Source organism: Brachybacterium sp. SYSU DS0246 (genome assembly GCF_059391765.1).
Genome location: NZ_JBZXYT010000027.1, coordinates 14,029 through 39,624, shown reverse-complemented (window position 1 = coordinate 39,624; position 25,596 = coordinate 14,029). Strand labels below are relative to the sequence as shown.

At 71.4% G+C, this 25,596-nt stretch carries 21 protein-coding genes; 15 read left to right on the top strand and 6 right to left on the bottom strand.

The features are described from left to right. Positions 1 to 20 precede the first annotated feature (20 nt). The 4 genes from AC5020_RS13240 to AC5020_RS13225 form a co-directional block, all read right to left on the bottom strand. The gene (locus AC5020_RS13240; protein WP_377020371.1) at positions 21 to 977 is read right to left on the bottom strand and encodes an ABC transporter substrate-binding protein; all 957 of its coding nucleotides are present in this window, start codon (positions 975 to 977) and stop codon (positions 21 to 23) included. Continuing rightward, complete coding sequence (locus AC5020_RS13235; protein ID WP_377794416.1) at positions 974 to 1,981, bottom strand: ABC transporter permease; 1,008 nt, start codon at positions 1,979 to 1,981, stop codon at positions 974 to 976. Before AC5020_RS13235 ends, AC5020_RS13240 begins: the two co-directional genes overlap by 4 nt. Continuing rightward, the gene (locus AC5020_RS13230; RefSeq protein WP_377794415.1) at positions 1,978 to 3,486 is read right to left on the bottom strand and encodes a sugar ABC transporter ATP-binding protein; all 1,509 of its coding nucleotides are present in this window, start codon (positions 3,484 to 3,486) and stop codon (positions 1,978 to 1,980) included. Before AC5020_RS13230 ends, AC5020_RS13235 begins: the two co-directional genes overlap by 4 nt. A 272-nt stretch (positions 3,487 to 3,758) precedes the next feature. Continuing rightward, positions 3,759 to 5,144, bottom strand: a complete 1,386-nt coding sequence (locus tag AC5020_RS13225) for a hypothetical protein (protein ID WP_464988629.1) — start codon at positions 5,142 to 5,144, stop codon at positions 3,759 to 3,761. 158 nt (positions 5,145 to 5,302) lie between these two features. Here AC5020_RS13225 and AC5020_RS13220 point away from each other — a divergent pair, with 158 nt between their 5' ends. Further along, complete coding sequence (locus AC5020_RS13220; RefSeq protein WP_464988628.1) at positions 5,303 to 7,087, top strand: proline--tRNA ligase; 1,785 nt, start codon at positions 5,303 to 5,305, stop codon at positions 7,085 to 7,087. A gap of 13 nt (positions 7,088 to 7,100) precedes the next feature. Here AC5020_RS13220 and AC5020_RS13215 read toward each other — a convergent pair whose 3' ends face one another. Then, the gene (locus tag AC5020_RS13215) at positions 7,101 to 8,195 is read right to left on the bottom strand and encodes a DUF4439 domain-containing protein (RefSeq protein WP_464988627.1); all 1,095 of its coding nucleotides are present in this window, start codon (positions 8,193 to 8,195) and stop codon (positions 7,101 to 7,103) included. A 133-nt stretch (positions 8,196 to 8,328) separates the two neighbouring features. Between AC5020_RS13215 and rimP the strand changes: the two genes are divergently transcribed. From rimP to truB, 7 genes are all read left to right on the top strand, one after another. Beyond that, positions 8,329 to 8,919, top strand: coding sequence for a ribosome maturation factor RimP (gene rimP, locus AC5020_RS13210; protein ID WP_464988626.1), 591 nt, complete (start codon positions 8,329 to 8,331; stop codon positions 8,917 to 8,919). A 1-nt stretch (position 8,920) separates the two neighbouring features. Then, on the top strand, positions 8,921 to 9,916 hold the full coding sequence (nusA, locus tag AC5020_RS13205) for a transcription termination factor NusA (RefSeq protein ID WP_377020378.1): 996 nt from the start codon (positions 8,921 to 8,923) through the stop codon (positions 9,914 to 9,916). Positions 9,917 to 10,093: 177 nt separating this feature from the next. Then, positions 10,094 to 10,399 (top strand): YlxR family protein, encoded by a 306-nt coding sequence (locus tag AC5020_RS13200; RefSeq protein ID WP_377020379.1) that lies wholly within the window; start codon positions 10,094 to 10,096, stop codon positions 10,397 to 10,399. A 96-nt stretch (positions 10,400 to 10,495) separates the two neighbouring features. Further along, positions 10,496 to 13,393, top strand: a complete 2,898-nt coding sequence (gene infB, locus AC5020_RS13195; protein ID WP_464988625.1) for a translation initiation factor IF-2 — start codon at positions 10,496 to 10,498, stop codon at positions 13,391 to 13,393. Between the two features lie 60 nt (positions 13,394 to 13,453). Further along, the gene (locus AC5020_RS13190; protein ID WP_464988624.1) at positions 13,454 to 14,614 is read left to right on the top strand and encodes a TRM11 family SAM-dependent methyltransferase; all 1,161 of its coding nucleotides are present in this window, start codon (positions 13,454 to 13,456) and stop codon (positions 14,612 to 14,614) included. Next, a complete protein-coding gene (gene rbfA / locus AC5020_RS13185) occupies positions 14,611 to 15,165 on the top strand; it encodes a 30S ribosome-binding factor RbfA (protein ID WP_377020382.1) in 555 nt (184 codons plus the stop codon). The genes AC5020_RS13190 and rbfA overlap by 4 nt, the downstream gene beginning before the upstream one ends. Continuing rightward, on the top strand, positions 15,162 to 16,193 hold the full coding sequence (gene truB / locus AC5020_RS13180; RefSeq protein ID WP_464988623.1) for a tRNA pseudouridine(55) synthase TruB: 1,032 nt from the start codon (positions 15,162 to 15,164) through the stop codon (positions 16,191 to 16,193). The genes rbfA and truB overlap by 4 nt, the downstream gene beginning before the upstream one ends. A gap of 102 nt (positions 16,194 to 16,295) precedes the next feature. Here truB and AC5020_RS13175 read toward each other — a convergent pair whose 3' ends face one another. Beyond that, entirely contained in the window at positions 16,296 to 17,855 is a 1,560-nt protein-coding gene (locus tag AC5020_RS13175; RefSeq protein ID WP_464988622.1) for a L,D-transpeptidase family protein, read from the bottom strand. 380 nt (positions 17,856 to 18,235) lie between these two features. Here AC5020_RS13175 and AC5020_RS13170 point away from each other — a divergent pair, with 380 nt between their 5' ends. The 7 genes from AC5020_RS13170 (at position 18,236) to AC5020_RS13140 (ending at position 25,583) form a co-directional block, all read left to right on the top strand. Next, positions 18,236 to 19,261 carry a bifunctional riboflavin kinase/FAD synthetase gene (locus tag AC5020_RS13170; RefSeq protein WP_377803325.1) on the top strand — a complete coding sequence of 342 codons (1,026 nt, stop codon included), beginning with the start codon at positions 18,236 to 18,238 and terminating at the stop codon, positions 19,259 to 19,261. A gap of 150 nt (positions 19,262 to 19,411) precedes the next feature. Beyond that, positions 19,412 to 19,681, top strand: coding sequence for a 30S ribosomal protein S15 (gene rpsO / locus AC5020_RS13165; RefSeq protein ID WP_377020386.1), 270 nt, complete (start codon positions 19,412 to 19,414; stop codon positions 19,679 to 19,681). A 227-nt stretch (positions 19,682 to 19,908) separates the two neighbouring features. Then, on the top strand, positions 19,909 to 22,176 hold the full coding sequence (locus AC5020_RS13160) for a polyribonucleotide nucleotidyltransferase (protein ID WP_464988621.1): 2,268 nt from the start codon (positions 19,909 to 19,911) through the stop codon (positions 22,174 to 22,176). Between the two features lie 137 nt (positions 22,177 to 22,313). Beyond that, positions 22,314 to 22,793: a mycothiol transferase gene (locus AC5020_RS13155; protein ID WP_377020388.1), complete on the top strand. Its 480-nt coding sequence runs from the start codon at positions 22,314 to 22,316 to the stop codon at positions 22,791 to 22,793. 136 nt (positions 22,794 to 22,929) lie between these two features. Continuing rightward, a complete protein-coding gene (locus AC5020_RS13150; protein WP_377020389.1) occupies positions 22,930 to 24,267 on the top strand; it encodes a M16 family metallopeptidase in 1,338 nt (445 codons plus the stop codon). 129 nt (positions 24,268 to 24,396) lie between these two features. Continuing rightward, positions 24,397 to 25,164 carry a 4-hydroxy-tetrahydrodipicolinate reductase gene (gene dapB, locus AC5020_RS13145; protein WP_377794406.1) on the top strand — a complete coding sequence of 256 codons (768 nt, stop codon included), beginning with the start codon at positions 24,397 to 24,399 and terminating at the stop codon, positions 25,162 to 25,164. Positions 25,165 to 25,178: 14 nt separating this feature from the next. After that, the gene (locus AC5020_RS13140; protein WP_377020391.1) at positions 25,179 to 25,583 is read left to right on the top strand and encodes a hypothetical protein; all 405 of its coding nucleotides are present in this window, start codon (positions 25,179 to 25,181) and stop codon (positions 25,581 to 25,583) included. Positions 25,584 to 25,596: the final 13 nt, after the last annotated feature.

Here is a 25,596-nt window from a genome sequence, read left to right as displayed (position 1 = left end):
GCTCTCCGAGCGGTCAGAGCTCAGAGATAGATCGCCTGCTGCACCTCAGGGTCCTGGAGATTGGCGGCGTCGTACCAGAGGAACCCGGTGTCGATCATCGGCTCGATGCTCTCACCACGCACGGCGCTCAGCGCGGTACGCACGGTCAGGGCCCCCATGGTCTTCGGGTCCTGGGTGACGGCGCCCGCCATCTCCCCGGCCTCGATCGCCTCGACCTGGGCCCGGCCGGAGTCGAAACCGATCACCGCGAGATCGGTGGCACCGGATTCCTGGACGCCCTTGAGAATGCCGATCGCGGAGCCTTCATTGGTGCCGAACAGTCCGCGCAGCTCCGAGTTCGCGGTGACCAGGGAGCGGGCGATGTTCGCCGAGAGGGCTTGGTCGCCCTCCCCGTACTGGACCTCGAGCATCTCCACGTCCGGCCCGAACTCCTTCATGCCCTCGAGGAATCCGTCGCGCCGGTCGGTGCCGGACAGCGAGACCTGGTCGTGGGCGACGATGCCGACCTGGCCCTGCCCGCCGATCAGTTCGCTCATGTGCTTGGCGGCCTCCCGCGCCGCGGCCCGGTTGTCGGTGGCGACCGTGGAGACCGGGATGTCGGACTCCACCCCGGAGTCGAAGGCGACGACGGGGATGCCCTTGGCCCGGGCCTCCTCCAGCGCGGGGGCGGCCGCCCGGGAGTCCAGCGCCGCGATCCCGAGGGCGTCGGGGTTCCGCGTCACCGCGTTCTGCAGCATCGTGATCTGGGCCTCGATATCGGATTCGGACGGCGGGCCCTCGAAGGTCATCTCGACCCCCTGCTCCTCGGCCTCCGCCCGGGCACCGCGCCGCACGGCCTGCCAGAACTGGTGCTGGAAGCCCTTGGAGACCAGGGCGATGTGCCGGATGTCGTCGCGGCCGCCGCTGGTGCAGGCGGCCGCGGGCAGCAGCAGGCCGGTGGCCGCACCGGCGAGGACGGTTCTGCGGGTCGGCCTCATGACGCCCGCTCCGAACGCCTGCGCAGCCGGTCGATGAACACGGCCACGAGGATGACCGCTCCCAGCAGCACGTCCTGCCATTCCTGCGGGATCGAGAGGATCTGCAGTCCGTTGGTGAGCACGGAGATGATCAGGGCACCGATGACGGTGCCGACGATGGTGCCGCGGCCGCCGGAGAGCGACGTCCCGCCGATCACCACGGCGGCGATCGCATCGAGCTCATAGCCCATGCCCGTGGCCGGCTGCGCCGAGCCCAGCCGGGCCGAGATCATGACGCCCGCCAGTCCGGTGAACAGCCCGCCCACGACGTACACGATGATCAGCCACTTCTTGATCGGCACGCCGGCGAGGGCGGCGGCCTCCCGGTTGGAGCCGATGGCCATGGTGTACCGGCCCAGCAGCGTGCGCGACATGAGCACGGCGGCCACCACTGCCGCCACCAGCAGCACCAGCACGGCGTTGGGGATCGAGGGCAGGAGCGTGCCGGTGGAGAAGCCCATGTAGGCGGAGCTCTCGAAGTAGATCGGAGCGGCGCCGGAGACCACGAGGGCGAGTCCGGAGGCCACCATCATCATCGCCAGCGTCGCGATGAACGGTGGCAGATCCAGGACGGCGACATTGATGCCGTTGACCAGTCCGATGAGCCCACCGAACAGGATCGCCAGCACGATCCCGAGAGGCACGGGGATCCCCCAGTTCACGATGAACATGCCGCTCATCACGGCGCACAGGGCCATGCCCGTGCCGACGGAGAGGTCGATGCCGGCGGTGGAGATCACGAACGTGACGCCGAGGGCGAGCAGCCCGATCACGACCGTCGAGTACAGGATCGTGACCAGATTTCCCCAGGTGGGGAAGATGGCCGGGCTGGCGATGGAGAAGGCCACGAAGATCAGGGCCAGGGTTCCGGCCGCGAGCAGCTGTTGGAGCCGGTTCTTCAGGGCGGATCCGCGCTCGGCCGTGGTGGGCTCCGAACTCGTCCCGGCGGTGGTGGCGGTGCTCATCGTTCTCCTCGCTCTTCGCCGCCGCGCGGCGTCGTGACGGTCGGTTCAGGGGTGGTGGCCAGGGCCATGACGGATTCGGAATCGGCCTCATCGGCCTCCAGCACGCCGGTGACGCGGCCCTCGGCCATGACCACGACGCGGTGTGCCAGGCGCAGCACCTCCGGCAGCTCCGAGGAGATCACCACGATCGACTTGCCGGCGGCGGCCAGGTCCTGGAGCAGCTCGTAGATCTCCTCCTTGGCGCCGACGTCGATGCCGCGGGTGGGCTCGTCGACGATCAGCACGTCGCAGTCCTTGATCAACCACCGGCCCAGCACGACCTTCTGCTGGTTGCCGCCGGAGAGGTTCTTGACCTGCCGCTGCAGGTCAGGCGTCTTGATCCGCAGTCTCCGGCGCTGGTCCTCCGCGGCGTGGCGGGCAGCGCCGTCCCGGATGAAGCCGGCGCTGTGGAAGCGGTCGCCGAGGGCGGAGAGCTCCATGTTCTTCTGCACCGAGTGCTCCAGCAGCAGGCCGAGCTGCTTGCGGTCCTCGGGGAGGTAGCCGATCCCGTGCCGCGCGGCCTGGGCGGGGGAGCCGAAGTGCATCCGCCGGCCCCGATAGGTGATCGTCCCGGCCTGCCGGGGGAGCGATCCGATCAGCGCCCGGGCCATCTCCGTGCGGCCGGCACCCATGAGGCCCGCGACACCGAGGATCTCGCCCTCGCGCAGATCGAAGGAGACGTCCCTCACCAGGGGCAGGCTCCGGAGTCCGTCGGCCCGGAGGATGACGGGGCGATCGTGCCGCACGTCCTGTGGGCCGGTCTCGGCGGGAAGGGTGCGTCCGACCATCTTGGTGATGACGTCCTGGACGGAGGCCTCGGCCATGGGGAAGGTGTCGACGAACTCGCCGTCCCTGATGACCTGGACGCGATCGGCGATGCGCCCCAGCTCCTCCATCCGGTGGGAGATGTAGATGACGCCGGTCTCCGGCGTGATGAACCGCCGGACCAGCTCGTGCAGCGCGTCGGCCTCCCGCTCGGTGAGGGCGGCCGTCGGTTCGTCCATGATCAGCACCCGGGCGTCGTAGGAGAGCGCCTTGGCGATCTCGACCATCTGCTGCTCGGCCACGGAGAGCGAGGCGACGGGGGCGGAGGGATCCAGGGCCATCCCGAGGCGATCGAGCAGGTCCCGAGCTCGTGCGTGCAATCGCGACGGGCGGGTGAGGAACCTGCCGAGTACCGGTTCACGTCCGATGAAGATGTTCTGGGCGACGGTGAGGGCCGGCATCAGGTTCAGCTCCTGGTGGATGATCGCCAGTCCCTGCTCCGCGGCATCGCGCGGGCCTCGCACGGCCAGCGGGCGGCCGAGATACCGGAACTCACCGGCATCCGGCGCGTGGACGCCGGCCAGCAGCTTCATCAGCGTGGACTTGCCGGCTCCGTTCTCGCCGACGAGAGCGAGCACCTCGCCGGGGTGCAGCTCGAGATGCATCTCGGACAGGGCCCGTACACCGGGAAACGTCTTCACCGCCCCTCGGACCTCCAGGAGCGGCGGTCGGCTGCCGACAGTGTCGTCCCGCGCTCCGTGCGCAGTTGTCGAATCGTGTTCCACCAGCGTCATTGCCTCCGACCGGGGCGAGTGTCCTCGCTCTTACCCTCGTTGGTAATCGATTACACGCCCATGCTACGGACCGCGTCGTGTGTGTCAAGCAACGCCGGCCACGGGCCGTTCGGCGGTCCCCGATGGCACGCTGTGCAGGCGGTCAGCGGCACTCACCGGGCACGGCCCGATCGGGCGGATCAGGCACGGGCGAGCGCGTCGATGGTCAGCAGGACGTTGGCCGCGGTCCAGGCGAGCGGGGCCACAGCGGCGGGACGGCCGTCGAAGAGGACCTTCTCCGGCACGGAGCCGTCGAGAGTGCGGTGGGCGGCGACCCAGTGGAGGATCTCGCGGGCGCCATCGCACTCGCCGGCGCGGGCCAGAGCGAGACCGAGCAGGCTCGTCGACGGTGTCCAGCTGATCCCGTCCTCGCGCCATGAGGCACCGGGGGCGATGCCTCCGGCGGGTCGGGCCAGGTCCGCCCGCAGCGAGCGCAGCTGCCGCGGCGCGACGAGCCCGTGGCACCCGGTCGCGTCGAGGAACGCCCGACCCGAGTCCGGCCCGCCGCCGCGCCGGTAGCGCTGGAAGCCACCGGCACCGAACGTGCTGGCCAGCAGGCTCGAGAAGGCGTCTGCGGCACGCAGTGCACGGTCCTCGCCGGTGAGCGTGCCGGCGGCCCGGAGACCGGCGAGAGTGCTGGCCATGATCCCGATCGTCACGCGGCGCTCGGGCACCTCCCAGTAGTCGGGGGAGGCGGGAGGCATCCCCTCGCCGTCTCGGGTGGCGGTCAGCAGGATTCGCTGCGAGGTGCTGATGAGCCGGGAGAGCCGCTGGGCGATCTCGCCCCGGCGGGCCTCGCCGCCGGCGTCGGCGACCTCGGCCGCGGCCCAGAGCCCGAGCCCGGTGCCGTCGAACTGGCGCTCGCGGTCATCCGGTGCCCGGTCCGTGCCGGGGACGTAGCGAGCCTCGAACCAGGCCTCGGCGGGCTGGATCGACTGCAGGTGCTCGAGGATCCGCACGGCGTGGTCGACATGGCCGACCCTGGCCAGGGCGACGGCGCAGAAAGCCGCATCGCGCGGCCACACGTACCGCCAGTACGGGGTCCAGGCGGCCACCGGGGCCGGCAGGTCGTCGCAGAGCACCCACAGGTCAGCCAGGGCGGAACCGGCCAGATCGGCGATCTCCGCGGGGATCGATCCGTGGGCCTCCACGCGCGAGCGCCAGGGCGCGGTGACGCTCCAGAACTGCTCGGAGCGCTCCGCCGCCGCGGACCCTCCCGGCACGTCCGCGGTCAGGCGCGTCCCGGGGCGCAGCGCGGCCTCGACGCCCGCTGCGCCCACGAGCACCCGCTGCCCGGTCGCGTCGTAGGCGACCGTCCCGGAGTACAGAGGGATGACGGTGCGCGGGTCGGCCGGGGGTCGGAGGACACGGTAGGCCTGATAACCGCCCGCGCCGAGGGTGCCGGCGGCGGCCAGGGCGCCGACGCCCCGCAGCAGGCGGCGACGGGACGGGGCAGGAGGCAGGGCGAACGGCGAGCCGGGCTCTCGCGGTCCCGTTCCGGAGGGGCCGGTCGATGACGTCTCCATGGCTCACCTCCCTCTGCGAGAGCCGGCCCTCAGGGTACTGCGCGGGGTTACGAGCAGGCCGCGCGGGGCGGGGCGCCGCGCCCTGCCCAGTACCATGGGGCCCGCGTGCGCGGCCGGTGACGGCGGCGCCGACCCGCCCGTGTCGAAAGGCCTGCTCCATGATCCGTCTGTCGTCGTCGTTCGTCCGCACCCTGCGGGAGGATCCGGCCGACGCCGAGGTCGCCAGCCACAAGCTCCTCGTGCGCGCCGGCTACATCCGCCGCAGCGCCCCGGGCGTGTACACGTGGCTGCCGCTCGGGCTGAAGGTGCTGCGCAAGGTCGAGGCGATCGTGCGCGAGGAGCAGGAGGCGATCGGCGGGCAGGAGCTGATCTTCTCCGCACTGCAGCCGCGCGAGCCCTACGAGGCCACCGGTCGCTGGGAGGAGTACGGACCCACGCTGTTCCGTCTCCAGGATCGCAAGCAGGCCGACTACCTCCTCGCCCCCACGCACGAGGAGGCGTTCACGCTCACCGTGAAGGACCTGTACAACTCGTACAAGGATCTCCCGGCCATGCTGTTCCAGATCCAGACCAAGTACCGCGACGAGGCGCGTCCCCGCGCCGGCCTGCTGCGCACCCGCGAATTCATCATGAAGGACGCCTACTCCTTCGATATCGACGACGCCGGTCTGGATGCCTCTTACGAGAAGCAGCGCGGCGCCTACCAGCGCACCTTCGAGCGCCTCGGCCTGCCCACCGTGATCTGCCAGGCCGACGCCGGCGCGATGGGCGGCTCCCGCTCCGAGGAGTTCCTCCATCCCACTCCCGTCGGAGAGGACACCTTCGTGGTCTCCGACGGCGGCTACGCCGCGAACGTCGAGGCCGTCACCACCCCGGCGCCGCCCGCTCTGGACGAGGCCGAGATCGCCGCCCTGCCCGCCATGCATGTCGAGGACACCCCGGGGGCGAACACCATCGCCGCGCTCACCGACTTCTCGAATCAGGCGTTCCCCGGCAAGGGGCCGACCACACAGTCGGGGGAGTGGACGCGCTACGAGATGCTCAAGCACCTCGTCTATCGCCTCACCTTCCCCGACGGCTCCACCGAGCCGCTGGTGATCGCGCTGCCGGGAGACCGGGAGGTCGACGAGAAGCGGCTCGAGGCCGCGGTGGCCCCCGCCATCGCCGTCCCCTTCACGGACGAGGACTTCGCCGCGCACCCGGTGCTGGCCAAGGGCTACATCGGTCCCGAGGGGCTGGGGCTCGAATCCGCCTCGAAGATCCGCTACCTCGTCGATCCCCGCGTGGTGCCGGGCACCTCCTGGGTCGCGGGCGCCGGCGAGCAGGGCAAGCACGTCTACGACCTCGTCTTCGGCCGGGACTTCCACGCCGACGGCACCATCGAGGCCGCCGAGATCCGCGACGGCGATCCGGCTCCCGACGGGTCCGGCCCGATGCGCCTGACGCGCGGCATGGAGATGGGGCACATCTTCCAGCTCGGCCGCAAGTACGCCGAGGCGCTGGATCTCCGGGTGCTCGACGAGAACGGCAAGACGGCCGTGGTCACCATGGGCTCCTACGGCATCGGCGTCACCCGCGCCGTGGCCGCCATCGCCGAGCTCTGCCACGATGAGAAGGGCCTGGTGTGGCCGCGGACGGTGGCACCGGCCGACGTGCACGTCATGGCCACCGGCAAGGACCCGGCGATCGCCGAGGAGGCCGAGCGGATCGCGAGCGAGCTCGAGGCCCGCGGACTCGAGGTGCTCTACGACGACCGTCCCAAGGTGTCCCCGGGCGTGAAGTTCAAGGACGCCGAGATGCTGGGCCTGCCCACCTCCGTGGTGGTCGGCAAGGGCCTGGCCAGCGGCGTCGTCGAGGTCCGCGACCGCGCGAGCGGGGCCGTCGACGAGATCGCTCCGCACAGCGTCGTCGAGACGGTGGTCGGGATCGTCCGGGAGGGCTGAGCCCCGCCGGGCTTCAGCCGCCGTCGCTGACGGGCGCCTCCTCGACGCGCACCCCGGGCAGGGGCTCGAGGCTCTCAGTCCTGCCGACCAGGACGTCGGCCTCCTCCATCGCGGCGAGGATGGACAGGGGGCGGCGGGCGAACGGGGCGGCCCCGACCAGGGAGACGTGGTCCACGAGCAGTCCGCGCGCCAGCAGCGCGGGCAGCTGACCGGCCGTGCGGTCGTCCAGGGTCCCGCCGGGCAGGGCGTAGACCGCCTGGCGCCCCACCACGGGACAGCCGTCCTCCTCGGCGATGGCCCCGAGGTCCCCGGCACGCGTCCGATGGCGCTCTGCCAGCGTCAGGTGCCACTGGCGATCCTCACCCTCGCTGCGGGCGGCGAGCACCTCGTGGACGTAGCCCGCGTACCACTCCTCCTGCTGGGCGCGCTCGATGCTCGAGTGGTAGTCCGTCTCCGCGCCGATCGACGGCGGATCGGTCTCCGGGACCTCACGGCCGGGCACGATCTCCTCGGCCGCAGGCAGTGCCGGGACCTCGCCCGCATCGGCGGCCAGGTGGAGTCGTCGCACGCTCCACTCGGTGTGGGCGGCGATCGCGGCGACCGGCCGGGCGAGGGACCCGGAGACCTGCCGGGAGGCGCTGGTCGCCAGGGACCGCAGCTCCACCAGGGTGTCGACCAGGCCGGCGGCGTCGGTCGGGGCGTCAGCGGGCGGAGGGGCCGACGTCTGCCCCGGGGTGGGATCACTCGCCGCCTCCTGCTCCCGCTCGTACTGGGCGCCCGTGAGCAGTCCGGTGCGCTGGGCCGGCAGGGCGGCGGTCAGCTCTCCCAGGGCGTCCGAGAGCGCAGGGTCGGAGGGCGCTGCGCCGCCGACCAGGGCGTCGGTCCCCGCGATCGCCCGGTCCAGCACGGCGATCAGGTCGGTGCGGTAGAGATCGTCGATTCCCGGCGGCGGGGGCGTGTAGGTCGCGGGCCCGCCGACCCGTATCGGCCCGCAGCCTGCCAGTCCGGTCGGCACCGCCAGCGCGAGGGCGGCCGCGCCGCCCGCCATCAGCACCCCGCGCCGGGTGAGGGCGCTCGGTGCCGCACGCGGGTCGCGGGGAAGGATCACAGGAGGATTCTCGCATCGGAGCCCTCCCTGGAGGCACCGGCGGCGTGCGGACACTATCCTGGGTCCATCCCTGCCGCGCGGTACATCGTGCGGCAGGCACAGGTACCCATAGGCAGGAGGAGGTGAGCGAGCGATGAGCGCCCTCGATGGTCCCCCGGACCACACCATCCTGCGGGAGACCGCCGGTCGGGTCCTGGCAGCCCACGATCTCGTGCTCGAGGACATCGTGATCACGGGCGGCAGCGGCACGGCGGAGGTCCGCCTCGTCGTGGACCTGCCCGAGGATCAGCTGGGCAGCGCCGACCTCGACACCGTCGCCCAGGCCTCGAGCGAGCTCTCGGAGCTGATCGACGCCGATGACTCCCTGCTCGGTCCTGATCCCGCCGTCCTGGAGGTCACGACGCCCGGTGTGGACCGGGAGCTCACCGCCCCGCGGCACTTCCGTCGTTCGCGCGGCCGGCTGCTGAGCCTGACGACGTCCGACGGGACGCAGCTGCGCGCGCGCCTGCTCGCGGTCACCGCCGAGAACACCCTGCGGCTGCGCCAGGAACCGGGCCGCGACGACCGCGGCCGCCCGAAGCGGCGCGCCCCCGGAACCACGGAACGACTGGACATCCCGGTCCAGGACCTCGCCTCCGCGCGTGTGGAAGTCGAGTTCGATCCACCCGCCGACCTCGCGCAGCTGCTCGCTGACGCGGACCCGACCTCCCCGAAGGAGAGCTGAGATGGACATCGACATGGGTGCCCTGCGCGCGCTCGAGCGCGAGCGCGACATCCGCCTGCCCGTCCTGCTCGAAGCGATCCGCTCGGCGCTGCACGCCGCCTACCTCCACACCGATCACCCGGTGCGCGAGTCAGAGGTGATCATCGACGAGAGCACCGGCGAGGTCGCCGTCATCGCCCGCGAGCTCGACAGCGAGGGCAACATCGTCGAGGAGTGGGACGACACCCCCGAGAACTTCGGGCGCGTGGCCGCCTCCACCGCCCGCCAGGTCATCTTCCAGCGCATCCGCGACCTGGAGGACGAAGCCGTGCTCGGCGAGTACGCCGACCGGGCCGACGACATCGTCTCCGGCATCATCCAGCAGGGGCGCGACCCCCGCATGGTGCTGGTCGACCTCGGCGAGGTCGAGGCCGTGCTGCCTCCGCACGAGCGCGTCCCGGGCGAGGACTACTCGCACGGGCGCCGCCTGCGGGCCTACGTCACCGAGGCGCGACGGGGCCCCAAGGGGCCGCAGATCACGCTGTCGCGCTCGCATCCCAACCTCGTGCGCCGGCTGTTCTCGCTCGAGGTCCCCGAGGTCGCCGACGGCACGGTGGAGATCACCGGCCTCGCCCGCGAGGCCGGCCACCGCACCAAGATGGCGGTCCATGCGAAGGCTCCCGGGATCAACGCCAAGGGCGCCTGCATCGGCCCCATGGGCGCCCGGGTCCGCGCGGTGATGAGCGAGCTGGGCGGGGAGAAGATCGACATCGTCGACTTCGACGAGGACCCCGCGACCTTCGTCGCCAACGCCCTCTCACCCTCGAAGGTCTCCAGCGTGACCGTCATCGACGAGGTGGGCCGGGCCGTGCGAGCCGTCGTCCCGGCCGGCCAGTTCTCGCTCGCCATCGGCAAGGACGGGCAGAACGCGCGTCTCGCGGCGAAGCTCACCGGATGGAAGATCGATATCCACACCGACGAGGAGCAGGAGCCCCGGATCGCCACGGCGGAAGGCTGAGACCACGCCCGACGACGGGTGAGGTGTGTGCCACGCCTCGCGGGTACGGCTGATCCCGGGCGTGTCCGCTAGACTGGTCAGGCTGTTCGCCCAGTGGTGAGCGATCGATGAGCGGGTGCTGAGCCTCCCACCGGTCGCCGGCCCCCAGGCGGACTCGCTCGGAACGGAGGTGAAGGCGTGGTCGCCCACTCCGCACCTCATCGCCCCGAGCGCACGTGCGTCGGCTGCCGCCAGGTGGCCCCGCGCGAGCAACTGGTGCGCCTGGTCCGGGAGCCTGCTCCCGACGGTGCCGCTCCACGCGTCCGCGTCGACCCCACCGGGTCGGCACCCGGTCGCGGGTCGTGGCTCCACCCCGACGCAGCATGCCTCGACCTCGCCCTGCGGCGAGGCGGCTTCGCCCGGTCCTTCCGCGGCGCGGTCGACACCGGGCTGATACCCCGGGATCTCGAGAACTTCGATACCCCCCGAACGTGGAACAGGTAGAAGAACCCATGGACATCCGATGAGTACTCGCTCATGAGCACCCTCAGGAATTAATGGTCCGCGCCCTCTTGTCGGCCGGACCGAGACAGGAGAAATGTGGCTAAGGTCCGCGTCCACGAGCTCGCCAAGGAGCTCGGACACCCGAGCAAGATCGTTCTGCAGAAGCTGCAGGACATGGGCGAATTCGTTCGTTCCGCCTCCTCGACCGTCGAGGCCCCCGTCGCCCGCCGCCTGCGCCAGGAGCTGCCCGCCAAGAACGGCGACGGCGACTCCGCCAAGAGCGGCTCCGGCGCCCCCGCCGGCGGCCGCACCTCAGGCGGCTCCCCCAAGCCCGGCAGCACGCCCAAGCCCGGCGGTGCGCCGAAGCCCGGTGCGAAGCCCGCCGCTGCGGCGAAGAATGCCCCGGCAGAGCCGGTGAGCTCGCAGCAGCCGGCCCCCGCGGCCGAGAAGCCCGCGGCACCTGCCCCGGAGCCCGCCCCCCAGGACGACGCCGGCGCGACGCCCGCGGCCGCCCGCGACGAGGCACCGACCCCGCAGAGCAAGGCCCCCAAGCCCGGTGGCGAGCGCCCCGCGCCCGCCCCGAAGCCCGGCGGCGAACGCCCCGCGGCCCGTCCCGGCGGCGCGCGTCCGGGCAACAACCCGTTCGCCAGCTCGCAGGGCATGCCGCGCCCCGGTTCCCGCAAGCCGGGCCAGGGCGGCGGCCGTCCCCCGCGTGAGGGCACCCCGCGCCCTGGCAACAACCCCTTCGCCAGCGCGCAGGGCATGCCGCGACCGGGCGGACCCCGCCCCCAGGGACAGGGCCGCGGCGGCGACCAGGCCGATTCCGGCGCGCGTACGCCTCGCGAAGGCGCCCCCCGTCCCGGCGGCGGCGCGCCCCGTCCCGGGATGCCCACCCCCGGCATCATGCGTCAGCATTCCCACGGTGGTCTCGCCGACGCCAAGCCCGGCGGTGACGCCGGTTCCCGCGGCCGCGGCGGACGTCCCGGTCCCGGCGGTCGCCCCGGCGGCCCCAGCGGCGGCGGTCCCGGTGGCGGCGGTCCTCGTGGCCGCGGCGGTCGCGGCAGCACCCAGGGTGCCTTCGGCCGTGGCGGCAAGCCCGCCCGTTCGCGCAAGTCGAAGCGCGCGAAGCGTCAGGAATTCGAACAGATGCAGGCGCCCGCGCCGGGCGGCGTCTCGATCCCGCGCGGCAACGGCCAGACGATCCGTCTGCGCCGCGGCGCCTCGCTGACCGATTTCGCCGATCGCATCGACGTCAATCCCGCCTCGCTGATCACCGTGCTGTTCGCGATGGGTGAGATGGCCACGGCCACGCAGTCGCTGGACGAGGAGACCTTCGATCTGCTCGGCGAGGAGCTGGGCTACAAGATCGAGATCGTCTCCCCGGAGGACGAGGAGCGCGAGCTGCTCGAGCAGTTCGACATCGATCTCGATGCCGAGCTCGCCGAGGAGGACGAGGAGGACCGCGAGCCCCGCCCGCCGGTCGTCACGGTCATGGGTCACGTCGACCACGGCAAGACCCGGCTTCTGGACACCGTGCGCCAGTCGAAGGTGGGCGCCGGCGAGGCCGGCGGTATCACCCAGCACATCGGCGCCTACCAGGTGCAGATCGAGCACGAGGGAGACCAGCGCGCCCTGACGTTCATCGACACCCCGGGCCACGAGGCGTTCACCGCCATGCGTGCCCGTGGTGCCGACGTCACCGACATCGCGATCCTCGTGGTCGCCGCCGATGACGGCGTGATGCCGCAGACCATCGAGGCGCTCAACCACGCCCAGGCGGCGAACGTGCCGATCGTGGTCGCGGTCAACAAGATCGACAAGCCCGGTGCGAACCCGGAGAAGATCCGGCAGCAGCTGACGGAGTACAACCTGATCGCCGAGGAGTACGGCGGCGACACCATGTTCGTCGACGTCTCCGCCCGCGAGAACCAGAACATCGATGCGCTGCTGGAGGCGGTCCTGCTGACCGCGGACGCCGCTCTCGAGCTCACGGCGGTCGCCGACAAGCCGGCCCGCGGCGTGGCCATCGAGGCGAACCTCGACCGCGGTCGCGGCCCGGTCGCCACCGTGCTCGTCCAGCAGGGCACCCTGCGCGTCGGCGACGCGATCGTCTGCGGCATCGGCCACGGCCGAGTCCGCGCGATGCTCGACGAGAACGGGGAGGCCATCCGCGAGGCCGGTCCGTCCCGTCCCGTGCAGGTGCTCGGTCTGACCGACGTGCCCGGCGCCGGTGACAACTTCCTGGTCGCCCAGGACGAGCGCACCGCCCGCCAGATCGCCGAGAAGCGGGAGTCCGCCAAGCGGGCCGCCGCCCTGTCCAAGGCCCGCAAGCGCGTCAGCCTCGAGGACATCAACAAGGCGATGACCGAGGGCAAGGTCGAGACGCTCAACCTCGTCATCAAGGGCGACGCGGCCGGTTCGGTCGAGGCCCTGGAGGAGGCGCTGCTCGGCATCGATGTCGGCGAGGGCGTGGACCTGCGCATCATCGACCGTGGCGTCGGCGCGATCACGATGAACAACGTCAACCTCGCCGTGGCCTCGAACGCCATCATCATCGGCTTCAACGTCCGGGCCGAGGGCCCGAACGCCGAGTACGCCGACCGCGAGGGCGTGGAGATCAAGTACTACAACGTGATCTACAACGCCATCGACGAGATCGAGCAGGCCCTCAAGGGCATGCTCAAGCCGGAGTACGAGGAGGTCGAGCTGGGCACGGCGGAGATCCGCGAGATCTTCCGCTCCTCCAAGTTCGGCAACATCGCCGGCTCCATCGTGCGCGGCGGTCTCATCCGGCGCGGCGGCAAGGCGCGCATCACCCGAAACGGTGTCGTGGTCACCGAGAGCCTCGAGATCGCGGGCCTGCGGCGCTACAAGGACGATGTCACCGAGGTCCGCGAGGGCTTCGAATGCGGCATCAACCTGGGATCCTTCAACGACCTGCAGATCGGTGACGTCATCACGACGTACGAGATGCAGGAGAAGCCCCGCGACTGATCCGACAGCGGCCGGGCGCCCCCGCGGTGCCCGGCCGCTCCCGTCGGGGAGGAGAGCCGCATGCAGGAGGTGACTCTCGTCCTCCGCGCCCCGTCGGCCAACCGCGTGTACACGGAGGCCGCCGGGCCGCTCGCCGTCGCCGAGGCCCGCTGGGTGCTCGGCGCCCACCTCGGGACCGTGCCGGTCGTGCGGGAGCGTCGCCTGGGCGGCATGGACGCCCTCGAGATTCGCCTCCCTTCGGGCTCCGGCACCGATCCACTGCGCACGCAGCAGCTGATCTCGGCGCTGTCCGTCACGCTCGGCGCCTTCGACGTGGTCGAGGACGAGGGAGGGGACGACGACGAGGACCGCGACGCGCAGGCGCCGGACGGCGCTCCGCCGGCGCCGCTGCTGCGTCCTCGGGAGCTGCCCGCCACGGTGACCCACCCGGGGGACCTGGAGACCATCCTCAAGTATCCGGGAAAGACCAACGAGCAGTTCACCGCGCTTCTGATCAATCTGGCCGCCGCGCTCAGCACGCGCCGCGCCGGGCTCTTCGACGGCACCCTCAGCCTGCTCGACCCGCTCTGCGGTCGCGGCACCACGCTCAACCGGGCGCTGCGCCTGGGCCTGAGCCCGCTCGGAGCGGAGATCGACCGCAAGGACGTCGACGCCTACCGCTCATTCCTGACCACCTGGCTGCGCAGCCACCGCTACAAGCACACGCTGACCGCCTCGAAGCTGACCCTGCGCGGTCAGCATCTGGGCACGCGCCTGGACGCGGAGCTGGCCGCCGGCAAACAGGCCCAGCGCGAGGGCCGCAGCCAGCGTGTGAGCGTGCTGGGCTGCGACACGACCCGGCTCGGCGAGCTGCTGCCCGACCGCAGCGTCGACGCGCTGGTGGCCGACCTGCCCTACGGCGTCCAGCACGGCGCGAAGGCCGCCGGTGCCTGGCAGCGTTCACCGCTCGAGGTGCTGCGCAGCGCCGCCGGCCCCTGGCGCTCCCTGCTGCGCGACGGCGGTGGTCTCGCCCTGGCGATCAACCGCCATACCCTCGCCCACGAGGACGCCAGCGACGTGCTGGCCGGTGCGGGGCTGCGGGTGATCAGCCGTGACGGCACCTTCCGGCACCGTGTCGACCGCTCCATCGACCGCGACGTCCTGCTCGCGATCCCCACCGACCATCCCCGCGCCGAGCAGCTCGCAGCTCTCGGCGCCGATCAGGAGAAGATCCGACCATGAACGACAACCCCCGCGCTCTCAAGCTCGCCGACCGCATCAAGGTCATCGTCGCGACCATGCTCGATACCCGCGTCAAGGACCCCCGGCTCGGGTTCGTGACGATCACCGACGTGCGTGTCAGCGGCGACCTCCAGCACGCCACCGTCTTCTACACCGTCTTCGGCACCGACGAGGAGCGAGAGGGCACCGCCGCGGCGCTGACCAGCGCCACCGGCATGCTGCGCCGTGAGGTCGGCCGGCAGACCGGCGTCCGCCTGACCCCGACGCTCGAGTTCATCGCCGATGCCGTCCCGGAGAACGCCCGTGTCATCGAGGATCTGCTGAGCGAGGCCCGCGGCCGCGACGCCGAGCTCGCCCGCTCCAAGGAGGGCGCCGACTACGCCGGAGACGCGGACCCCTACCGCGTGGCGCGCGAGGACGAGGACGGCGACGCGGACGGTGACGCGGCCCCCGGGGTCGACGGCGCCTTCGCGACCGACGAGGACGACAGGGCCGACGGTGCTGAGCCCGCCGGCGGCGCCACCGGCGAGCGCGGCCGCGAGGACGCGTGAGCGCTCCGCACGGCGTCCTGCTGGTCGACAAGGCCCCCGACCGCACGAGCCACGACGTCGTCGCCCGGGTGCGATGGCTGCTGGGTACCAAGAAGGTCGGACACGCCGGCACTCTCGACCCGATGGCCACCGGACTGCTGATCCTCGGCATTGGGCAGGGGACCCGCCTGCTGACCCACCTGGTGGGCCTGGACAAGACCTACCTCGCCACGATCCGGCTCGGACTGTCCACCACCACGGACGACCGGGAGGGGGAGGGTCTCGGCGAGCCCCGTGACGCCACCGGACTCTCCGATGCGGCGATCGAGGAGCAGCTCGCCCACCTGCGAGGGGACATCCAGCAGGTGCCCTCGACCGTGAGCGCGATCAAGGTCGACGGCAAGCGCGCCTACGCCCGCGCCCGCGCCGGAGAGGACGTCGAGCTCGCGGCGCGACCCGTGCGGATCTCCCGGTTCGAGCTCACGGCCCGCCGAGAGGTCGACGGCTTCCTCGATCTGGACGCCGTGGTGACCTGCTCCTCGGGAACGTACGTCCGGGCGCTCGCCCGCGACCTCGGAGCCGCACTCGGGGTCGGGGGACACCTGACCGCGCTGCGCCGCACCGATGTCGGTCCCTTCCCGGTCTCCGAGGCGGTCCACGTCCCGGCGCGTGGTGAGGGGGACGATGTCGACCTCCCGCTGCTCGGGCTCGGAGACGCCGCCTCCCGCGTCCTGCCCGTCCTCCCCGTCGACGAGCAGGCCGCGCGCGACCTCGCCGACGGCCGCCGCATCCCCCGGTCCGACGAGCCGGCCCGGCCGGGCATCGCAGCGCTCGGGAGCGGGGCCGATGGGCGCGGCGCCGGCGGCTCTGTGAGTTCCGCCGGCGAGGCCGCGCACGACGAGGCCGCGCACGACGAGGCCGAGCACGACGAGGCCGAGCACGAGGTGGTCGCCGCTCTCGATACCGAGGGAGCCCTGCGGGCCGTGCTGCGGCCCGAGGGGGAGCGGTGGCGACCGATGATGGTCATCCCGCCGGAAGCGCGCGGCTGATCAGGCTCCGGCCCCGTCGGGGCTCGGTCGGCGCACAGCACGACGACGAAGGCCGCCCCCGGAGATCTCCGGGGGCGGCCTTCTCGTGTCATGGGGTGGGCGTCAGTGGTGCACTTCCACCCGCGTGCCCTCGGAAGCCCAGTCGTAGAGCCACTTGGCGTCGGAGACGGGCAGGTTGATGCATCCGTGCGACCCGGAGTATCCGAAGGATGAGCGCCACGGGGCTCCGTGGAAGCCATAGCCGGCGTGGAAGTACTGCACCCACGGGACGTCCGGGTTGTAGTAGTACTTCTCGTGCCCCTCGGGGTACCGGCTCGCGTTGGTCATGTCCTGCTTCTCGTAGCGCAGGTAGATCTCGTAGGTGCCGGTGACCGTCTCATTGCCCTCCTTGCCGTCGACCATCGAACGGGGGCCCCACACGGGCGTGTCGCCGACGTACGCGGTCACGGTCTTGTTGGACAGATTCACATCGATCCACTTCTCGCCGGTCGGAGTGGCCTCCTCGGCCTCGTCGGCGTCCTCGGACTCCTCGTCCTTGGCCTTCTCCTTCTCCTCCTCGGCCTTCTCCTCCTCGGACTTCGGAGCGTCGACCTCCTCGACCTCCGCCTCGACCTTCTTCGTCTCGAAGGCCGCCTCGAGGGGCGTGGTGCCGTTCAGCGCGGCGATCAGCTCGTCGGCCACGGCGTCGGCGTTGGTGATATCCAGGCCGTCCTGCTTCTCGGCGACGACCTTGACGACCTCACCGTTCTCGTCGACCTGCTCGATGCCGTCCTTCTTCTCGACGGAGTCCTTGTCGGCGCGCGCAGAGACCCACTCGCGCACGCTCTCCTCGTCGACCGAGATCTCGAGCGACTGGCCCGCCTCGTCCGGAGCGACCGACAGCCAGTCGCTGCGGCGCTCGGCGGAGACCTCGTGGGTCTTCCCGTCGGCTCCGGCGACCGTCATCGGCTGCTCGAGGATGCCGCTGATGGTGCCGACGACCTCCTCGGCCTCCTCGGTGGTGATCGCCGGCGGGATGTCCTTGATCGGCTGCTCCACGCTGAAGTCCTCCAGCGCGGACGCCTTCTGCGTGACGGCGTCCACGAGGGGCTGCGGGTCGATGCCCTGGCCGTCGGTCCCCGGGACCGCGGTCCACGCCTGCTTCTCCTCGTCGAAGGTCACCTGCGCGTCGACCGGTTCGGTCTTGTCCTCGGGCACGAGGCCCTTGGCGAAGTCCTGGACCGCTCCCTCGTCGACGGAGACGACCGGGTTGACCGTGTGCTCGCCCGACCAGGTCGAGGAGATCACGCCGGTGAAGGAGTCGTCGCGCTCGACGGCGGCGGCCGCCGTGGCGGCCGCATCGACGTTCACACCGAGGTCCGCGAGGGAGACCTCGTGCTCCTCGTCCCCGGCGGTGACCGTCACCGTGACGGATTCGCCGCGCTCGGCGACGAGTGCGGCGATCTCCTCGGGGCTCTGCCCGGAGACGTCCTTGCCGAGGACCTCGGTGCCCGGCAGGGCGCGTCCCTCGAACTGCTTGGCATAGGCGAGCGCGCCGCCGGTGAGTACGACAGCGATGACGGCGACGACGGCCGCCACGATGAGGGAGACGCGTCGACGCCCGTGGCGCCCGGTGGGTCGCGATGGGCCGCCCAGCGCGGCCGGTTCGGTCACGTTCGTCATGGAAATCGATCCGTTTCTCAGCGGCCGTCATGTCAGCCCCCGCTTACTTCGCGGGAGGGCACAGGGGTCCCTCCCCGGCGCCGCCTTGTCGTTCAGGGTAGCGGAGTGCGCATCGTGGGGGATATGAGTGAAACGCCGACCTTCATCACAGCTGGGTATCATCCCGATGCGCTATCCGGGCCGTGCGCGGGGGATACAGTGTCCCCGCACGTCGATGTCGTATGCCGCTGAGCGATGTTCTGCGTTCTGCGCCGGTCGTCGTTCCCGCGGTGCGTTCGTCCGTGCGGTGCGACGTTCCGCGACGTGCTCCGGCCCCGCTGCCTGTCCCGACGTCCGAGGGTTCGGACGTGCTCCCGGCTCTGGAAGGACCCGACCCCGCCGTGACCCGCGCCCCCATCTGGCACTCCGTCGAGGAGGTTCCCGCCGGCCTCGGTGCGACGGCGGTCTCGATCGGCAACTACGACGGGGTCCATCGCGGCCACCGCTATGTGCTCGACCAGCTGCTGCGCCACGCGCAGGCACGTTCGCTGTCCCCGGTCGCCCTGACCTTCTGGCCGCACCCCCGGCACGTGATGGGCACTCCCGGTGACCCCCCGCTGCTGACGGGGCGGGACGATCGTGATCGGCTGCTGCTGCTCGCCGGGATGAGCGGCGTCCTCGACCTCGAGTTCACCCGCGACTTCGCCCAGTACTCGGCGGAGGACTTCGTGCGGGTGTTCCTGGTCGAGGGGCTCGGCGCCGAGTGCGTCGTGCTGGGGGAGGACGCCCTGTTCGGCCGGGGCAATGCCGGGAACATCGAGACCATGCGCGAACTGGGCCGCACGTACGGCTTCGAGGTCGTGACCGTCGCGGACCTCGGGCCCGACGGGGAAGGGACCGGCCGCATCTCGTCCTCCGGAATCCGCGCCGCACTGCTGGGGGGTGACGTCGACGGGGCGGCCGATGCGCTCGGCCGCCTCCACACCGTCACCGATGTCATCCACCACGGCCATCGGCGAGGGCGCGAGCTCGGCTTCCCGACCGCGAACCTCGGCCCGGCACCGGCCGGTCTGATCCCCGCCGACGGGGTCTACGCCGGCTACCTCACCGTGCTGGAGCAGGATCCTGGCCATGCGGGCACCGAGCCGCTGGCCGGCGCACCTGCGACGATCTCCATCGGCACCAACCCCACCTTCGAGGACGAGGACGGCGCGGGAGGCCCGCGACGCACGGTGGAGGCCTATGTGCACGGTGACCACGACCTCGACCTCTACGGCGACACGGTGCGCCTGGAGTTCGTCCGGTTCCAGCGGCCCACGCTGACGTTCGACTCGGTCGAGAGCCTGGTCGAGCAGATGCGCGAGGACGTGGAGGTGAGCCGCCGCACTCTGGACGTGCACGGCTCCCGTCCCGCAGCCACCGGCTGATATCCTGCTGAGGCCGTGAATTCGGCCGCGGAGAGCATTCCCGTCCCTATCCGCAGCACCCGCCCCGGCGCGTGCGCCGACAGGAGACAGCTCGCACAGAGAGCCCAGGACACAAGGTCCCGGAGCGCCGCGCAACGACCCAGGAGAGCCATGGCCTTCGATACCGCCACCAAGCAGGAGATCATCAAGGAGTTCGGGACCACCGAGGGCGACACCGGCTCGCCCGAGGTCCAGGTCGCGCTCCTGACTCACCGCATCAAGTACCTGACCGAGCACCTGAAGACCCACAAGCACGATCACCACACTCGTCGGGGTCTCATGCTGCTGGTCGGCCAGCGCAAGCGCCTCCTGCAGTACCTGCAGGACGTCGACATCGAGCGGTACCGTTCGCTGATCCAGCGCGTCGGCATCCGCCGGTGACACCACCCGCCGCTCGCCCCTGAGGGCGGGCGGCGGTTTCATGTGCCCACCCCGGTGGGCCACCGAAGAACCAGATAACAGATACCCGCCCCGACCAGGTTCGGTCCTCGGCAGTGACGTGCGGTACGCAGGCCCCGGCAGATCACCGGGTCCCGCCGGGACCGCGAGTGACTGGCGATGACCGCGCCGGCAGGGCGAACCCCCTACCCAAGGAGATTCACATGGCCATGGAAGGCCCTGAAATCACCGCGACCACCGCGGTCATCGACAACGGCTCGTTCGGCCGCCGCGAGGTCCGCTTCGAGACCGGTCGTCTCGCCCAGCAGGCCGCCGGCGCCGTCGCCGTCTACCTCGACGACGACACGATGATCATGTCGGCCACCGCCGTCTCGAACCGTCCCAAGGACCAGTTCGACTTCTTCCCCCTCACCATCGACGTCGAGGAGCGGATGTACGCCGCGGGCCGCATCCCCGGCTCCTTCTTCCGCCGTGAGGGCCGTCCCAGCACCGACGCGATCCTCGCCGCGCGCCTGACCGACCGTCCGCTGCGCCCCGCCTTCGTCAAGGGTCTGCGCAACGAGGTCCAGGTCGTCCTGACCGTCATGGCCAACGGACCTGACGACGCGTACGACGTCGTCGGCATCAACGGTGCCTCCGCCTCCACCCAGATCTCCGGTCTGCCCTTCTCGGGCCCGATCGGTGCGGTGCGCATCGCCCTGATCCCGACCGCCCAGGGCGGCGGCCAGTGGGTCGCCTTCCCCACGTTCTCCCAGCTCGAGGAGGCCGTGTTCTCCATGGTCGTCGCCGGCCGCATCACCGGCGAGGGCGATGAGTCCGACGTGGCGATCATGATGGTCGAGGCCGAGGCCACCGACAACTCCTGGACGCTGATCAAGGAGCAGGGCGCGATCACCCCCACCGAGGAGGTCGTCGCCGAAGGCCTCGAGGCCGCCAAGGTCTTCATCCGCAGCCTGTGCGTGGCCCAGCAGGAGCTGGCCGCCACCGCCGCCAAGCCGGTGCGCGAGTTCCCGCTGTTCCTGGACTACCAGGACGATGCCTACGAGATCGTCGCCGGAGCCGCCACCGATCGTCTCGCCGAGGTCATGTCGATCTCCGGCAAGAGCGAGCGCGAGGAGCGCACCGAGCAGCTGCTGGCCGAGGTCACCGACGAGCTCGCCGGTGAGGGCAAGCAGCTCGAGGGCCGCGAGAAGGAGGTCAGCGGAGCCTTCCGCGCCCTGACCAAGCAGGTCGTGCGCAAGAAGGTCCTCACCGACGGCGTCCGCATCGACGGTCGCGGTCTGCGTGACATCCGCGCGCTGTCGGCCGAGGTCGAGGTCATCCCGCGTGTGCACGGCTCGGCTCTGTTCCAGCGCGGCGAGACCCAGATCCTCGGCGTGACCACGCTGAACATGCTCAAGATGGAGCAGCAGATCGACTCGCTGTCGCCGGTGACCCGCAAGCGCTACGTCCACCACTACAATTTCCCGCCGTACTCCACCGGCGAGACCGGTCGCGTGGGCTCCCCGAAGCGTCGCGAGATCGGCCACGGCATGCTCGCCGAGCGCGCCCTGGTCCCGGTCCTGCCCGGCCGCGAGGAGTTCCCCTACGCGATCCGTCAGGTCTCCGAGGCCCTCGGCTCCAACGGCTCCACGTCGATGGGTTCCGTCTGCGCCTCCACCCTGTCGCTGATGAACGCCGGAGTGCCGCTGCGGGCACCGGTCGCGGGCATCGCGATGGGCCTGATCTCGGACACCGTCGACGGTGAGACCCGCTACGCGGCGCTGACCGACATCCTCGGCGCCGAGGACGCCTTCGGCGACATGGACTTCAAGGTCGCCGGCACCTCCGAGTTCGTCACGGCGATCCAGCTGGACACCAAGCTCGACGGCATCCCCGCCTCGGTGCTGGGCGGCGCGCTGTCGCAGGCCCGTGAGGCCCGCCTGGCCATCCTGGGCGTGCTGAACGAGGCGATCGATACGCCCGACGAGATGAGCCCGCACGCTCCGCGCGTGCTCGCGGTCACCGTGCCCGTCGACAAGATCGGTGCGGTCATCGGCCCCAAGGGCCAGATGATCAACCAGATCCAGGACGACACCGGCGCGGACATCACGATCGAGGACGACGGCACCGTGTACATCGGTGCGACCGACGGCCCCTCGGCCGAGGCCGCCCGCTCCGCGATCAACGCCATCGCCAACCCGATGGTCCCGGAGGTCGGCGAGCGCTACCTCGGCACCGTGGTGCGTGTGGTCGACTTCGGCGCGTTCGTCTCCCTCACCCCGGGCAAGGACGGCCTGCTCCACGTCACCCAGCTGCGCAAGCTGAACGACGGCAAGCGGGTCGAGAACGTCGAGGACGTCGCCAAGGTCGGTCAGAAGATCGAGGTGGAGATCCGCGAGATCGACGCCCGCGGCAAGATCTCCCTCGGCGTGATCGAGGACGAGAAGGACGAGCAGGGCGACGAGAAGCCGGCCGAGGACGCCGGCCAGGAGTGATCCTCGCCGGGTGATCCGGCAACGACGGACGGGCGGCATCCCTGCGGGGGTGCCGCCCGTCCGTCGTTCCAGGGCTTCCACGTTCGGGTGGGACCTGATGTGATGGACGCGCGACGGCACGACGCTGAGGAGCATCCATGCACGATCCTGATCTGATCGCGCTGCTGACCGAGCAGCGAGGCCATGTGCTGGCGGCCGTCGACGGTCTCGACGATGCGCGGATGGCCGAGGTCCATGTGCCCTCGGGATGGTCGATCACGCAGCTGCTCGGCCACCTGACCTTCGACGACGAGAGGTTCTGGATCTCCGCGGTGCTCGATGCCCAGCCCCGAGCGATCGAGGGACTGTGCGACGGATGGAGAGACGGCCCGGCCTCCGGGCGGGACGCCATCTCCCGGTACCGCGAGGAGATCGAGCGCTCCGACGAGGTCCTCGCGCGCGTCGACCTCGCCGAGCCGCCGCGCTGGCGACCGCCCGCGAGTGTGTTCGACGGGCCGATCATGGCCGACGGCCGCGGCATCCTCCTGCGCATGCTCGAGGAGACCGCCGTGCACGCGGGCCATCTGGACATCGTCCGTGAGCTCATCGATGGCCGACAGCACATCGTGGTGCCCTGAACTCCTCATCTCTGCTCCCGCCCTCGCCGACGGAGTCGAGGAAGCGCCGTCTCTCCGGTGCCGCCGTGCACCCCCCGATTCCCGGCGCCTCGGAGCGGTTCCCCCGGGGTGTTCCGGCCCGTGGGAGAATCAATCGATGCCTTCCGACCTCGCCTTCGACGACCCCGCGTCCGATGTGATGCTCGATGCCGCCACCGGCGTGCGCCGCAGCATCCTGCCCGGCGGCGTGCGGCTGCTGACCCAGACCGATCCCAGCGTGCGCAGCGCGACCATCGGGCTCTGGCTGCCGGTCGGCTCCCGCGACGAGCTGCCGCAGCATGCCGGCTCCACCCACGTGCTCGAGCACCTGATGTTCAAGGGCACCCACCGCCGCAGCGCGATGGACATCGCCACGGCGTTCGACGAGGTCGGCGGCGACTCCAACGCCATCACGGCGAAGGAGCACACCCTGTACTTCGGGCGTGTGCGCTCAGCGGACGTTCCCAGGGCGGTCGACGTCCTGACCGACATGATCACCGCCAGCCGCCTCGAGGAGGAGGCCCTGGCCACCGAGCGCGAGGTGATCCTCGAAGAGCTCGCCATGGCAGAGGACGACCCGACCGACATCGGCTACGAGACCTTCCTCGCCGACGTCCTCGGGCCCGACACGGCGATCGGCCGTCCCGTCGGCGGCACCGCCGAGAGCGTGAACGCGCTGAGCATCGAGGACGTCCGCGCCCACTGGGCCGAGCACTACCGGCCCGGCAACCTGGTGGTCACGGCCGTCGGCGACATCGACCACGACGAGCTCGCCGAGCTGGTGCAGGCGGGCCTGCGCCGCGGTGGATGGAGACTCGAGCCCGGCGCCCTGCCCGCGCGACGGCTGCGAACCGACGCCGCCGGAGGCGAGTCCGGCGGCGGCGTGGTCGCGAACGTCGCCGGCATCGATCCGCACCGATTGCTGCGGCCCGCCGAGCAGAACCACATCTACCTCGGCGGGCAGGGGATCACGGCGGTCAGCGAGGAGCGCCACGCCATGTCGGTGCTGATGTCGATCCTCGGCGGTGGCATGTCCTCCCGTCTGTTCCAGAACATCCGAGAGCAGCGCGGATTGGCCTACTCGGTGTACTCCTTCAGCTCCGGATACCGCGATGCCGGGCTGTTCGGCCTCTACGCGGCCTGCCGTCCGGGCCGGACCACCGAGGTGGTCGAGCTCCTCGGCGCCGAGCTGGCACGGATGGGAGAGCAGGGCGTCGACGAGGACGAGCTCGCCCGCGCTCGCGGTCAGATCACCGGCTCCTTCGCGCTGGGGCTGGAGGACACCAGCAGTCGCATGGGCCGCCTGGGCACCATCGAGCTCGTCCACGGCACCTACTCGAGCGTGGACGAGACGCTGGAGAAGATCGGCCGCGTCGATGCCGCCGCGGTGCGCGATCTCGCCGCCCGCCTGTCCACGTCCTTCAGCACCCGGGTCGAGGTCGGCCCCGAGAGCTGACCCCGACGAGCCGGGAGCCGAGCATTCCGGGCCGTCCTCCGGTGCCGTCCAGCTCGGCCACCGCACTCCGATCGCCCGACCAGCTCACTATCATCTATCCGCCATCCGCCGACGATCGAGGAGCACGCCATGACCCAGACAGACCAGACCACCGTGCCCGTGGCCGTGCTCGGCGCCGGAGGGCGCATGGGCACCGAGGCATGCCGTGCGATCGACGAGGCACCGGACCTCGAACTCGTCGCCCGCATCGGTCGCGACGACGACCTCTCCGCGATCACCGAGGCCGGGGCGCAGGTCGCGGTGGATCTCACCGTGCCGGCCGCGACCGGCGACAACGTCCGCTGGCTGATCGAGCACGGGGTCCACGCCGTCGTCGGCGCCACCGGCTGGACCGAGGACTCCCTGGCCGCAGTGCGCACGCAGCTCGAGGAGGCCGACGGGGTGGGCGTCCTGATCGCGCCGAACTTCGCGATCGGCGCCGTGCTGGCCATGCGCTTCGCGGAGGTCGCTGCCCGCTACTACGACAGCGCCGAGATCATCGAGATGCACCATCCGAACAAGCTCGACGCCCCCTCCGGGACCGCCACGCACACCGCCGCGGCGATCGCCCGCGGCCGGGCGGCCGCCGGCCTCGGCCCGGTCCCGGACGCGACCGAGAAGGATCCGCAGGGCGCCCGCGGGGCCGTCATCGACGGCATCCACGTCCACGCGGTCCGTCAGCGCGGACTGGTCGCCCACGAGGTCGTCCAGTTCGGGGGGCCGGGGGAGCAGTTCCAGCTCCGCCACGACTCCTTCGACCGCGCCAGCTTCATGCCCGGCGTGCTGCTGGGCATCCGCGAGGTCGCCGCGCACCCCGGACTCACCGTGGGGCTCGACGGCTACCTCGAGCTCGGCTGAGCACGCGAACCTCCATGCGTCAGCAACTCTTCGTCGCCGTCCTGGTCCTCATCACCGCGGCGTACTGCTACGGACTGGGGTGGATAGCCGTCGGCTTCGCCCGCGCCGGCAGCGCCCTCGGCTACGGCCTGGCCCTCGGCATCGCGATCCTGCTCGGCCTCAGCGTGTGGGTGACGTGGCGCGAGGTGCTGTTCGGCCTCGCCTCCGGGCGCCTCGCCGAACGCTACGCACCGCCGCCCGGAGCGATCCCCGACGACCCTCGAGCGGAGTTCGAGTCCGCCCGGGCCGCGATCCAGGACGGCGCCGAGCACGACTGGAGCGCCTGGTTCCGCCTCGCCCTCGCCTATGACGCGCTGCGTGACCGCAAGGGCGCCCGCATGGCGACCCGGCGCGCGATCGAGGAGCAGCGCGGCCGCTAGAGGGCCGGGCGGG